Source organism: Massilia sp. GER05 (assembly GCF_052056005.1).
In the GTDB taxonomy this organism is placed as follows: domain Bacteria; phylum Pseudomonadota; class Gammaproteobacteria; order Burkholderiales; family Burkholderiaceae_D; genus Telluria; species Telluria orientalis.
The window spans coordinates 4,665,247-4,678,313 of sequence record NZ_CP178858.1 but is presented as its reverse complement, the minus strand read 5'-3'; the positions used below and the strand labels follow the sequence as shown (position 1 = coordinate 4,678,313).

The 13,067-nt window shown below is 63.9% G+C and carries 9 protein-coding genes and 1 pseudogene; 3 read left to right on the top strand and 7 right to left on the bottom strand.

All coding sequences use genetic code 11. From position 1 onward, the window contains the following. The first annotated feature begins 68 nt into the window (after positions 1-68). The gene (locus tag ACL58G_RS20750) at positions 69-2,384 is read left to right on the top strand and encodes an outer membrane beta-barrel protein (protein ID WP_440963006.1); all 2,316 of its coding nucleotides are present in this window, start codon (positions 69-71) and stop codon (positions 2,382-2,384) included. A gap of 10 nt (positions 2,385-2,394) precedes the next feature. Here ACL58G_RS20750 and ACL58G_RS20745 read toward each other — a convergent pair whose 3' ends face one another. The 4 genes and pseudogenes from ACL58G_RS20745 to ACL58G_RS20730 all read right to left on the bottom strand — a co-directional run bounded on the left by ACL58G_RS20745 (position 2,395) and on the right by ACL58G_RS20730 (position 5,360). Next, entirely contained in the window at positions 2,395-3,231 is an 837-nt protein-coding gene (locus tag ACL58G_RS20745) for a hypothetical protein (RefSeq protein WP_440963005.1), read from the bottom strand. 121 nt (positions 3,232-3,352) lie between these two features. Beyond that, positions 3,353-4,306, bottom strand: coding sequence for a di-heme oxidoredictase family protein (locus ACL58G_RS20740; protein ID WP_440963004.1), 954 nt, complete (start codon positions 4,304-4,306; stop codon positions 3,353-3,355). Positions 4,307-4,623: 317 nt separating this feature from the next. Continuing rightward, positions 4,624-4,941: pseudogene (locus tag ACL58G_RS20735) on the bottom strand (hypothetical protein); the annotation flags it as partial. Between the two features lie 23 nt (positions 4,942-4,964). Continuing rightward, complete coding sequence (locus ACL58G_RS20730) at positions 4,965-5,360, bottom strand: RidA family protein (RefSeq protein WP_440963003.1); 396 nt, start codon at positions 5,358-5,360, stop codon at positions 4,965-4,967. 116 nt (positions 5,361-5,476) lie between these two features. Between ACL58G_RS20730 and ACL58G_RS20725 the strand changes: the two genes are divergently transcribed. Together ACL58G_RS20725 and ACL58G_RS20720 are read left to right on the top strand one after the other, a co-directional pair. Next, positions 5,477-6,379, top strand: coding sequence for a LysR family transcriptional regulator (locus ACL58G_RS20725; RefSeq protein ID WP_440963002.1), 903 nt, complete (start codon positions 5,477-5,479; stop codon positions 6,377-6,379). Further along, positions 6,376-6,813: a VOC family protein gene (locus ACL58G_RS20720; protein WP_413388602.1), complete on the top strand. Its 438-nt coding sequence runs from the start codon at positions 6,376-6,378 to the stop codon at positions 6,811-6,813. The genes ACL58G_RS20725 and ACL58G_RS20720 overlap by 4 nt, the downstream gene beginning before the upstream one ends. 991 nt (positions 6,814-7,804) lie before the next feature. Here the strand turns inward: ACL58G_RS20720 and istB are convergent. From istB to galA, 3 genes are all read right to left on the bottom strand, one after another. Next, the gene (gene istB / locus ACL58G_RS20715; protein WP_413382469.1) at positions 7,805-8,590 is read right to left on the bottom strand and encodes an IS21-like element helper ATPase IstB; all 786 of its coding nucleotides are present in this window, start codon (positions 8,588-8,590) and stop codon (positions 7,805-7,807) included. Next, entirely contained in the window at positions 8,587-9,666 is a 1,080-nt protein-coding gene (istA, locus tag ACL58G_RS20710) for an IS21 family transposase (RefSeq protein WP_440962794.1), read from the bottom strand. The genes istB and istA overlap by 4 nt, the downstream gene beginning before the upstream one ends. Before the next feature lie 915 nt (positions 9,667-10,581). Further along, positions 10,582-12,996, bottom strand: coding sequence for a beta-galactosidase GalA (galA, locus tag ACL58G_RS20705; protein WP_440968076.1), 2,415 nt, complete (start codon positions 12,994-12,996; stop codon positions 10,582-10,584). Between the last annotated feature and the right edge of the window lie 71 nt (positions 12,997-13,067).

The following is a 13,067-nucleotide window of genomic DNA, read 5'->3' as shown; positions in this document are numbered from 1 at the left end:
GAACTTTTATGGGTGGCCGGAGGAATACGGATTCATGCTCCGGCGTTTCCACTCACTGATCCTGTTCGATGATTCCGACCAAGCACGCGCTGAAAATCCTTCCCGCCTTACTCGTTACCTGTTTCGCCGTACCGGCGTCGTTCGCACAAACGGCGCCGCCCGCCGCCAAGGCCGCACCGGACACGAAGTCCGACGACGGGGTCGCGACCGTGGAGGTGGTCGCGACGCGCCCGACCAACAAGGTCGACCGCGATGTTTACGACCTGAAGAACGACATCAGCGTGAGCAACGCGTCCGCCGCCGACATCCTGAACAATGTGCCGTCGGTCACGGTCGACCAGGACGGCAACGTGGCGCTGCGCGGCAACCAGAACGTGCAGATCATGGTCAACGGCAAGCGCGACGCCCAGTTCCAGGGCCAGAACCGGGGCGACGCGCTGAATGCGTTCCCGGCCGAGGCCATCGAATCCATCGAGGTTGTCAACGTGCCCGGCGCCGAATTCGGCAACGAGGGCGGCAGCGGGCCGATCATCAACCTCGTCCTCAAGCGCAACCGCAAGGCCGGCTCGCGCGCGAACATGAGCGTCAACAAGGGCACCGAGGGCCGCGGCAACGCGTTCCTCAACGGCGAGCACGCGGAAGGCCCGTACTCGATCTCCGGCAACATCGGTGTGAGAGAGTACGTGCGCAACAGCCATAACGCGTCCCAGCGCGAGGATCTCGACCCGGCCACCGGCGCCGTCAAGGACTCCCAGGATTCGGTGGGCAACCGGCAGGGCCGGTCGAAATCGCTGAACCTCGCGTCGACGTTCACGTACAACGTCGGGGAGCGCGACCAGGCCGGCGCCACCGTCAGTTATTCGAAGATCCGCAACGAGAGCGACAGCACGACCTCGACCCGGCGGTTCGCTGCGGACGACTCGCCGCTGGCCGATTTCACGAGCCGGTCGCAGAGCCGCTCGCCGGCCGAGAACTTTGGGATCGGCGCATCGTACGACCACAAGAGCGGCGCGCCGGGCGAAGACCTGAAGTTCGACCTGCGCTACACGGGCCAGAACAATCATTCCGATTCGGACGTCTTCTACGACTACCGCCTGCGCCCGACCCCGTTCATCGCGAACAGCCTGCGCTCGACCGACCGCCGCAACCGCATCCTCGACATCTCCGTCGACTACGAGCGCAACGTCTGGGACACGTGGCACCTGAAGGCCGGCGCGAAGGTCGCGGACAGCAAGACGAACAATCCGACGAACTACCTCGGGCAGGATCCCGCCACGGGCGAGTACGTGCCGGTGGCGAGCCGCATCAGCGATTTCGAATCGAACGACCGCAACGCGGCCATCTACGGCATCCTGTCCACGAAGCTGGGCAAGAACCTCAGCATCCAGGGCGGCCTGCGCGGCGAGTACACGGAACTCGACGTCCACCAGCCCCTGCTGGACGAGGAAGACAAGTATTACTACATGAACTGGCTGCCGAGCTTTTACGTGACGCGCGACATCGGCACCGACGGCATGCTGCAGTTCCGCGCCTCGCGCCGCATCGCGCGGCCGAACGAGCGCGACCTGAACCCGAACCTCGTCTACCTCAGCGACTTCAGCGCGCGGCTCGGCAACCCGCAGCTGCAGCCGGTGAACAACGATAACTTCGAGGTGGCGTACCGCGACCGCCTGTTCGGCGTGGACAGCAGCTTCGTCCTGTTCAAGCGGCGCGAGTCGCCCATGATCGGCAACCGCAGCTTCGCGCTCACGCTTGATCCGAACGTGATCGTGACCTCGCCCATCAATTTCGGCACCAACGATTCAGTCGGCCTCGACCTGAATTTCAACATGCGCCAGCTGTTCGTGCCGGGCCTGTCCGCCAACCTCGGGGCGACGCTGGCCAACGAGAAGCGCCAGCGCATCTCCAACTTCACGACCGACACGACGGCCGTGGAGCAGACGAACCACCGGGAGAACATCAAGCTGCGGCTCGCGTACCAGGTGGGCATGGAATCGCTGCAGCTGAGCGTCAACCGCAACGGCGCCACCCTGAACGGCCAGGGCATCAACAGCGCCGTCACGATGACGAATTTCACGTGGATGCACCGCATCACGCCGCGCCTGTCGCTGAACCTCAACGTGAACAACGTTTTCCATACCGGGAACATGGAGAGCGACATCGAGAACGAGGTGCTCCGGCTGCATACGCTGAACGTGAGCCAGCCCCGCATCGTCCAGATCGGCCTGCGCTACCAGTGGGGCGGCGTGACGGGCGACGAGCGTCTGCGCAACGGCAACCGCGGCATGTTCCGCGGCGGCCGCGGCGATGGCGGCCCTGGCGGCGGCTTCGGCAATGGCGGGGGCGGGTTCGGACCCGGCGGCGGAGGCGGCCGGGGCTTCTGAACGCCTGCGCTTACGGAAACGGCCGCTGCGCGATGCCGTGTTCGAACAGATGCGGCAGCCACGCATGTTCGAAGATGCGCCGGAATCCCAGGTTGGTCGGGTGCATCTCGTTCGACCAGTAATCGCGGTACGTGTGGTCGCGCGGCAGGATGCCGCGGCTGTCGATGTGCACGACGCCCGGCGTCACGGCCGCCAGCGGCGCGAGCAGGTCGTCGTTCAGGCGGTCGATCATGATCTGGGCGATCTCGCTGCGCAGCGCCAGGTCCGGCGGGACGCCGTGCCGGTCCAGCGCCGGCGCGAGCCATGGCCCGGCGTGGATCAGGCCGAACTCGAAGCCCCGGCCGTCCGGCACCGGGTAATCGTAGCCGTGCACGAAGATGGGCGCCAGCGTGGCGCTGGCGTGCTTCGCGACGCGGATCGACGCGATCAGCCTTGTGAGCGCCTGGCGCAGCCGGAACAGCATGTCGTCCATGCCGCGGCCGTCGATCCAGCCATGGGCGTCCGTGCCGGGCGGGCGATGGTCGAACAGCGCGAGGTCGACGTCGACGGCATCGTTGCCCGCTCCGCTGATGTAGAACTCCGAAAACCCTTCCACGAAGCCGGGACGGAGGAAATGCTCGACCGTGTCGGCATACTTGCCGTCGCCGACATAATCCTTGAGCCGCGCACCGTTGTAGCCCACGAGCTGGAGGTTGCGGTGGTCGTCGGACAGGGCCGGATGGTTGATCATCGTGCCAAGGATATTGTTGTTGACGTACCAGAACCAGGAATCGCCGATGGCGAGCGCGGACGGATAGCCGATGTCGGCGTTGTCCCAGCGCTCTTCGGGTTTGTAGATGTGCGGCATGATGGCCTCCGTTCCACGTATTGTGCACTGACCGGGAACAAGACGGCGCATTGACGCTAAACAAAGATGCCGTGATGCGTCACGCAAACGCGGAGCAGGGCGGCCCGCTCCGCGTGCCGTGTCAGAGCGACTTCAGGAACGCCAGCAGCGCCACGCGGTCGGCCTTGCCGAGGTTTTCGAAGCGCACGCGTGTCTGCGTGGCCTCGCCGCCGTGCCACAGGATCGCTTCAAGCAGGGTGCGTGCGCGCCCGTCGTGCAGGTAGCCCACACGCGCCGCGTTGCCCATCACCTTGTCCGTGTAGCCGATGCCCCACAGCGGCGCCGTGCGCCACATCGCGCCCGTCGCCTGGCCCTCCGCGAACCTGTCCGCCAGGCCGGCGCCCATGTCGTGCAGCAGCAGGTCGGAGTACGGGTGGATGGTCTGGTTGCGCAGTTCGGCGAACAGGTGGCCGCTGCCCGTCTTCATCTCCGCCGTGTGGCAGGCCGTGTAGCGCATGCCCTGGAACAGCTTCGCGCCGGCGCCGAGCTGTACGGGATCGACCCTGTGCTCGTCGAGCGGCGCGACGCCTTTCGGGAAGCCGCTGGACAGGCTGCGCTGCGCGGGCACGGCGACGAGCGCCAGGTAGTGGGCGATCTTCCGCAGGTCCGCTTCCGCGATGCCGGTTTGCGTGCCGGCGGCGGCGCATGCTGCCGGTCCGTTCATGCAGGCGCGGTTCGGATAGACCGGCGACGTCACGCCCATGTCGAGAAGGAGCGCTTCGGCCGCCTGGTGGCGCAGGGTCGCTTTCGCCGCCTTCCAGCCGAAGCGGCCCAGGCGCACGGCGCCGGTTTCCGGATCGTAGGCGAAGTTGGCCACGCCGCGCACGCCATCCACGTCGGGCGTCGTGCGCACGCGCGCGAGGATGTCCGCTTCCGGCACGGCTTCCAGCAGGCCGGTGCCGACCACGTACACCCATTCCGGGCCGTCGTAGCGGATGCCGCCGTTGTCGCCTTTCGCGGCCATCGCGTCCGTCGTCGAGAACATCGACGGCGCGACCTCGATGACGTCGCCGGCGACGAGCGGCCGGGCCGGCACGTCCTTCCCGTTCGGAAAACCGTCCGCGCCGAGATCTCGTTCCAGTCCTCGCCGCGCTCGCGTCCGTGGCGGCCATCGCGCGCGCGCCGAAGCGCGTGACGAGCGTACCGTCGGGGGAGGGTGAATTGCAGCGTCTCCAGCGGTTCGGCCGAGGCGGGCAAGGGCGTCCATCCGCTGCCCGATGCGGGATGGTTCAGGGGTGACGTCGCGTTGACGGGCAGCGTGTTGTCGTTGGCGGGCGTGCGGAGCTCGGCTTCGAACAGCGAATAGCCGTATTGCGTGGCGCGCGCGACACCCTGCAGGCGCACGTAGCGCGCGCTCGTGTTCAGGTTGAGGAATTCTTCCGTGCCGCCCTTGCCCTCGGCGACGTAGCGCAGCTGCGCCCACGTCTTGCCGTCGTCGGAGACGCGCAGCGCGTATTCCTTGCCGTACGCGTTCTCCCAGGTCAGTTGGGCGTCAGTGCGGTTTCGGTGACGATCTGGGTCGCCGTGCGCGTCATCGACTGGCCGCCCGGCGCGCCCGGATCGCCGGCACCGCAGGCGGAGAGCAGGGCGCTGGTCAACAGCGACAGAAATGAAAATAACGGCCGTCGCAACGGCCGCTATTGAAACGTTTTCGCCTGGAAACGTTGCCAAGATAGCTCGGGATATTGAACGTTTCAAGCGTGCGGCAAACGCGCGATGACCTTGATTTCGAACTCGAATCCGTACAGCCAGGTCACGCCGACGGCGGTGACGTTCGGATAGGGCGCCTGGCCCCAGTATTCCTGCGCCACGGCCCAGACACGCTCGAATGTCGATTGGGGATCGACGATGAACACGGTCACGTCGACCACGTCCTCGAAGCGGCAGCCGGCCGCGCCCAGGACGGCGTTGAGGTTCTCGAAGGCGCGCCGGACCTGGTCGTCCAGGTCGGGTTCGGGCGAGCCGTCGTCGCGGCTGCCGACCTGGCCCGAGACGAACAGGAAGCCGTTGGCGCGCACGGCCGGCGAATAGCGGTTCTTTTCGTACAGCGCCTGGCGGCCCGGCGGGAAAACGACGTCGCGGATGGTCATGGTGATCTCCTTTGTTGGTGAAGGATCTCACTGTAGAGCCTTGACCATTCCCGATAAATCGGCAAGTCACGCCATCACTGTTTGTATAATCAAAACAATCAACCTTTGGAGGGAGCGTGGACCGATTCGATGGCATGCGGGCATTCGTGCGCGTCGTGGAAGCCGGCAGCTTCACCAAGGCGGCGCAGACACTGGACATGAGCCGGGCGACGGTTACCCAGCTCATCCAGCAACTGGAGACGCGGCTGCGCGTAAAACTGCTGCACCGGACCACGCGCAAGGTCAACGTCACGGAAGACGGCGCGGTGTATTACGAACGCGTCGTGCACATGCTGGCCGAGCTGGAAGACCTCGAGGCCGGGTTGCCGAACAAGGCGACGGCGCCGGCAGGGCGCTTGCGCGTCGATGTGCCGAGCCCGTTCGCGACGATGCTGCTCGTGCCGGCGCTGCCCGGGTTCTACGCGCGCTACCCGGACATCCAGCTCGACCTGGGCGTCAGCGACCGGATGGTGGACCTGATCGGAGACAATGTCGATTGCGTCGTGCGGGGCGGCGTCCTGACCGACCAGTCGCTGGCCGCGCGTCACCTGGCCGACCTGCAGCTGCGGGTCTATGCGGCGCCCGCGTATCTGGAACACGCGGGCGTGCCGGCGCATCCGGCGCAACTGCGCGAGCCGTCCCACCGCATCGTGCAGTTCCGCGGCGCGCGTTCCGGGCAGGGATTCGAGTACGCATTGCGGCGGGCTGGCGAGACCGTGCTGCTGGACGCGCGGTACATGCTGGCGATCGACGACGGCAACGCGTATCTCGCGGCCGGGCTGGCCGGCCTGGGCGTGCTGTGGCTGCCCGATTACATGGCGCGGGACGCGGTCGCGCGGGGCGAGCTCGTGCGGTTGTTCGACGGCTGGGAGATCGCGCCGCTGCCACTGTACGTCGCGTATCCTGCCAATCGGCGCATCGGCAGGAAGCTGCGGGTGTTCATCGACTGGGTGGTTGAATTGATGGAGGAAAAACAATGACGATCAAGCGCATGGATAACGTCCTCATCGTCGTGGACGATCTCGACGCCGTGAAAGCGTTTTTCATCGACCTGGGGCTCACGCTGGAGGGCGAAACGACGGTCGCGGGGCCGGACGTCGGGCGCCTGATCGGCCTGGAGAACGTCAGGGCGACGCTCGCGATGCTGCGCACGCCGGATGGCCAGGGCATCGAGCTGGACAAGTTCCACACGCCGGACGCCGTTAGGTTCGGGCCGGTGGCGACGCCGATGAATGCGCTGGGCTTGCGCCGGGTGATGTTTGCCGTCGACGACATCGATCAGATGGTCGTGCGCATGCGGGAGCTTGGTCACGAGGTCATCGGCGAGATGCGGTACGGCGAGTCCTACCGGCTGGCGTATATCCGTGGGCCGGAGGGGATCATTGTCGGGCTCGCTGAAGCGGTCGGGGCGTGATTTATGTGATGCGTAACGGTATCCGCGTAATTTCGCATAATCTATATTATGTCAAATGACGTTTATCGAGACGGCCGAGGGATGTCTCCCCTGGAGTACGCCGACACGAAGTTGGGGTTCACAGGGACAGGAGGATGGGTTTTTTGCGAATCGGCAGAAAAGGTACAACTTCGCGTCCCGCATCTGGGCATCGCGCCGCCAAGAACCAGTCTCACCGCTGCCTTTCGCTTCCATAGTCCCCGGCGACTTACTCGATCGTTGCTTCGGCTTTCGTCGACAGTCGATCAGCAGAATGCACCCCCTATAGCGACAGAACCGTGTGAGTTCTTTCCCTTCTGGAGCGAATGCGATTTACTCACACCATTCTGTCGCGGTTTTAGGGACGCCTCCGGAAGAATCAGACGGTTCTGTCGTGGTTCAGGCCTTCATTTTGGCTCGCAGCGTCCGATTTTCTACATCTTCACAGGATTCTGTCGCGCTCTCCTAGGAGCTCGATATCCAGAGCGGCGGCAAACTCACATCATTCCGCCGGCAGCATGCTGACATGATTCTCTCGCTATCAGGGCGGCGCGTCCAACTCTAGCGACCACTTTCTAACCACCCAGTCCGGCTCCTGCGAAACCTGGCGGGACGCGGTTTTTGGATTACGTGCCGACAACGCGGCTGCCGCTGCTCCAATTGTCTAATGCTTTCTGTACATGAAACGGCAGTAGTTGCTGAGGCCATTCTTTGTTCGCGCACCCAAGAGGATGGACACCGCCGCTCTTCGAGCCACGTGAAGAACGCTGAACAAAGGACTTAGCCGGTACCACCGAATACTGAATGAGCGCATGTACAAAATGACCGCTAGGGCCACGTGTGTTTGATCTGGGAGCTGGTTGCAATCATGCCGGACCTTCACTCATGTCAACGGCGATTGAAAACTGATACAGATTTCGTCATGCCAGCGATTTAAAACTGATACACCGCCGTCGCCGAACACCGTCCGTGTTCAGCCCAGTTCTGCAACGTCGTTCCCCCTCATCATTCCGGCCTGTCGCTGGTGTTTCAAGCGATAGCTTTCCCCTGCAATCGGCACGATATGCGCATGGTGCAGCAACCGGTCGAGCAGGGCCGCAGTCAGCGTCGTGTCCTGCGCGAAGGTCGTGTCCCATTGCCCGAACGGCAGGTTGCTGGTCACGACCAGGCTGCTGCGCTCGTACATGGCCGCGATCACCTGGAAGAACAAATTGGCCTGTTCCCGGTTCATCGGCAAGTAGCCGATCTCGTCGATGATCAGGAGCCGATATGCCTTGATCGCGCGGTGCATCACCGCCTTCAGATTGTTCTGCGTGTGCGCCGTCGTCAACGCCAGCAACAGGTCGGCTGCCGTCGTGAAGCGCGTCTTGATGCCGGCCTGCGTGGCCTTGTAACCGAGGGCCATTGCCAAGTGCGTCTTGCCCACGCCGCTGGGGCCGACCAGTACCACGTTTTCATGCCGTTCGACGAAGCCCAGGCCGGCCAACTCCTCGACCTGGCTGCGTTTGACGCCCTTGGCAAAGTCGTAGTTGAACTCATCCAGCGTCTTCACTGCCGGGAATCCGGCCAGCCGGGTCAGCGTGCTTTGCTTGCGCACATTGCGTCCAGCTACTTCCTCCCTCAGCAAGCCTTCCAGGAAGTCGCTGTAGGCCGTTCCCTGCTTGGCTGCCTTCTGGGTTGCGGCGCTGTAGCCCTGCGCCACGAACGGCAGGTTCAGGCTCTCGCACAGCGCCGCGATCCGCTCATGCTGCAGATTCATGCCACCACTCCTTCCGATACCCGCATCAGCAGCGCGTCGTAGACCTGCAGCGGATGCTGTACCGGAGAAGGTTGCGCGATCCGCTCCACCACTGCCGCCGGCCGTGGTGCCGCAGGCGCCGTTACTGCCGGTTGCGGCCGGGCTGCCGCAATGTCTGCCCGCCACGGTGCTGGCAGTGGCTGCAGGTGCTCCGACTCCCGCTTCAACGCCGCGGCTGGCGGCTCCCCGGTGGTGCCGTGGATGCGTGCATTGGCCACTTCTTGCAACCAGTGAGCCACTTCCACGTTGGCCGTTACGACATCAAGCTTCTGGCCGCTCTGCGCCAGCCGGCTCACCAGCGGCACGTAGAACGAACGGCGCAGATAACCGTTGAAGCGTTCGACCTTGCCCTTGGTCTTGGCACGGTACGGCTGGCACAGCTTGATCACAAAGCCGCTATGCCTGGCATAGTCCAGGAAGCCGGCATGGAAGCGGTGCTCGCCTTCGCCGTAAGCGTCGCGCTCCAGTACCACCGTCTTCATGTTGTCGTACAGGACCCGCCGCGTCACGCCACCGAAGGCAGCGAAAGCGCGCTCGTGGCAAGCGATCAGGGTTTCCACCTTCATGTTGCTGACGAACTCCACATAGCTGGCCCGGCTAAAGCCGAGCGTGGCGCAAAATGCATACAGCGGCGCGCTGCCCTTGCGGAACTCGACCCAGTCCACCTGCAGCTGCTCGCCCATCGCCGTCTCGAAACGCACCACCGGATCTACCGGCGGCGTCGGGCGCAGCGTGCGCATGAAGGCGCGCAGCTGGCTCATGCCGCCTTCGTAGCCGCGCGCTGCGATCTCACGGTACAGCACCGTGGCTGGAATCGTATCGGGCTGGGCGGCCTGCTGCCGATCCCTCAGATACCGCTCGAATTGCGCCAGCTTCGTCTGGCGCTTGACCTTGCGCTCGTACTTCGGCACGGCCTCCAGAGCCAGATGCCGGCGCACCGTGTTCACTGCGCAGCCGACTTCAGCGGCAATCTGCCGAAGGCTCAACCCATGCTTCTTCAGTAGCTTGACTTCCACGTACACCTCTTTGGGTTTCAAGGCCGCTCCGCAAAGCGGCCATCTTCTCAAATCGGTGTATCAGTTTTCAATCGCTGCCTGTATCAGTTTACAACCGCTGCTGACAACTCAGGTAGGCGTCAAGTGTGCCGACTAAAGCTGTATGCGGTGTTTCCCTAGCGAGACAATATGTGGAGGTCGGAAAGCAAACTCGACATTACAAACAGTATTGTCGAGTTTGTGACGCGTGGTATGTTGTGGGCATGACGCGAGTGCGTTTGGCGCCTTCTGAATTCGGGCCACATCGTAGCTCGATAAGCGCCAAATGCTGAGGGTCGTTTGGTTGACACCAGGCGGTAGCTATTGTGATACGGTCCGTCCGTCTCGGTATACCAAGCGGCGCCAGTTACGGCCTCTTCGGTGCGCCCTGACTCTCCTAGCCACATGAGTAATCAACTCACCTTCCTCGAACTGATCGTCGTCTACAACAAGCAAGGACTTCGAGCGTTACGTCGACACCCTTCGCCGAACCATTGAACCGCGCTGTTGACTCAAGCGACATGGCTGGATCGTCGCCCCCTTGCCTTGCCGGATACCCGCAAGAAAGGATGCAAAGTAAACATCCGTTGTGCCTTAACGCGGTAGGAGGACCGGCGATTATCGTGGTGCGCCCTCCCCTAAACGCTCGTGCATCCGGACGCCGCAGCAGCGAAAAGACTTCGCGCTTTGGACTCTTGCATGCGAAGGCGCCCGGAATCTTTCAGAGCGGCGTCGGATCAGAGCCCACCTGATGTTACTTCTATAACCACATCCGCAAAGCCGGTCGACGGGCCGCAACGATTCCGCAAACGCCAAGCTCGACCAGTTGGGGCACTACTGTGTAGTACGGCCAGTACGGCATTGGCAACACGGCACGGCGGGTGTCGGCCTACTGAGCGCAGGCGGGCCGCGGCGGCGCTACGGCTTGTCGTCCACCGGCGGGATCGCCGCAGGCACGTACGCTACCGGCGCGACGGCCTTCACCGGGATCGTCAGGTGCGCGGCCCGCAGTCCGGGCGCGCTGGCATCGACTTCGATCGAACCACTGCTGTTCCAGTTGCTCTGCACGAGCAACTGCGCCAGGCCGTTGAACAGCTTACGCGTGCTGCCTTTCTCGTCCTCGTGCGAATTCGGGTCGCCATTGCCATGTCCAATCGACCGGCCCGCGCCGGCGATGGCAAACCGCACCTCGTCCTGCGCGAGCGGCACCGCCCTGCCCTCCGCATCGAGTGCACGGACCGTGATCGGCATCGCATCCCGTCCATCGCCATCGAGGGCGGTCCGATCCGGCACCAATTCCAGCGCGACGGCCGGGCCGGTGGTCTCGACGCGCGCGCGTGCCACTTCCTTGCCGCCCGTATAGGCAATCGCCTCCAGCGCGCCCGGCGCATAAGCGACCTTGAAGTCGTTCATCCGGTAATGGTCGACCTTCTGCTCGCCGATTTCCCGACCGTTCAGAAGCAGCTTGACGCGTTCGGCATTGGACATCACCCTGACCAGGATCTCCCGGCCCTCCTTGCCGGCCCAGTTCCAGTGCGGCGCGATGTAGACCAGCGGCCGGTCCTTGATCCACTGCACCTGGTGCATGTAGTAGGCGACCTTTGGAAAACCGTTCAGGTCCATGATGCCGAAGAACGAGCTGACCGATGGCCAGGACGCGTACGGCCACGATTCGCCGTGATAATCGAAGCCGGTCCAGACAAAGCCACCGGCGACGAAATCGCGCGTGTCGATTGCTTGCCAGGCGTCGCGGTGCGTATTGCCCCAGGCCGGTGCCTGGGTGTCGTAGCTGGTCTCGATATGACGCGCCTTGTCGGTCGCGAATTCACCGCGCGTCATGAACGCCGACGTATCTTCGGAACTCGTGAACGGCTTGTCGGGATGGGCTGCATGGAATTTGTCGTACTCGGGGATCTGGTAGTTGGCGCCGACCACGTCGACCGCATGCGACACGTTCAGTGGCGTCAGCAGACCGTTGCTCATGGCCGCGGTGGTCGGCCGCGTCCCGTCGAGTGCCTTGGCGACGGCTACCATGCGCCGTGCCATTTCGTAGCCGGCCTCGGTGGCCTGCACCGGCTCCTCGTTGAACACCGACCACAGGATGATCGACGGATGATGGCGGTCGCGCTTGAGCATCCACTCGAACTGCTTCATGTAATCCGGCGACGGATTGAAATTGCGGTTCTCGGCCATGACCAGGAATCCCATGCGGTCGGCCATGTCCAGCACTTCGGAGGCGATCGCATTGTGCGAGAAGCGGATCGCGTTCACCCCGAGTTCTTTCAAGCGGCGCAGACGGAATGCCCAGATCGCGGTCGGCACGGCGACGCCCACGCCGGCATGGTCCTGATGAAGGCAAACGCCTTGCAGTTTGACGTGCTCGCCGTTGAGGAAGAAGCCTTTTGCTGCGTCGAAGCGCAGCGTGCGAAAGCCGGTATCCAGCGTCAGCCGGTCCACCACCTTGCCGTCGCGCCGCACGGTCGTCGTCACGTGATACAGCGTGGTCTTGTCGAGCGACCACAGCGCCGGCCGGCGTATCGTCATCGGCAGCGACGCCGTCACCTGGGTCAGCACCGGCACTGCGATCGACGTGCTGCGGCGCGCCACCTGCTTGCCGTCCGGCCCAGTGACCACCATTTCCACTTCGACCCGCGCGTCCCGCTTGCCGTCGTTATCGAGCGTGACCGCGGCCGGGATTTCCCACGTGCCGGCGGCGGCCTCGCGCGGCGTCACGCGCACGCCATCGGGCACCACGTGCACGGCATCGGTCTTGACCAGCCAGGTGTGCCGGTACATGCCGGCCCCCTCGTACCACCAGCCTTCCATCGCGTTCGCATCGACGCGGACCGCGACGACATTGGCGTGCTGGTCGCCATAATGCAGGTACGGCGTAATGTCGATGCGCACCTCGTTATAGCCCGACCAGTTATGGTTGACGAGGTTGCCGTTCACCCATACCGTGGCATGCGTCGCGATCGCGCCGAATTCGAGTTCGACGTGCCGGCCACGATCGCTTTCGGGCAGGGCGATATAGCGCCGGTACCAGGCGATGCCGCGCGGGCGAAATCCCTGGGCCATATTCGCTTTCGGGTCGAATGGCTGTTCGACCTGCCAGTCGTGCGGCAGGTCGAGCTTGCGCCAGGCGCTGTCGTCGAATTTCACGGCTGCCGCACCCGACGCCAGGCCGGCCTTGGTGGCGTAATAGGTTTCATCCTGCGTCGCGGGCACGTGGAAAGGTACATCCCCAAGATGAAACAGCCAACCGCGATCGAGCGACAGCCGTTCGCGTTCGGCGTCGGCGTGCGCCGGCATGACGAGCAGCGCGCCGAGCACTGTGAACAAAACATGGCGAACCAAAATCCGCCAACCAGGAAAAGCAGACTTGTGCAGCTTCATTGCGTCGT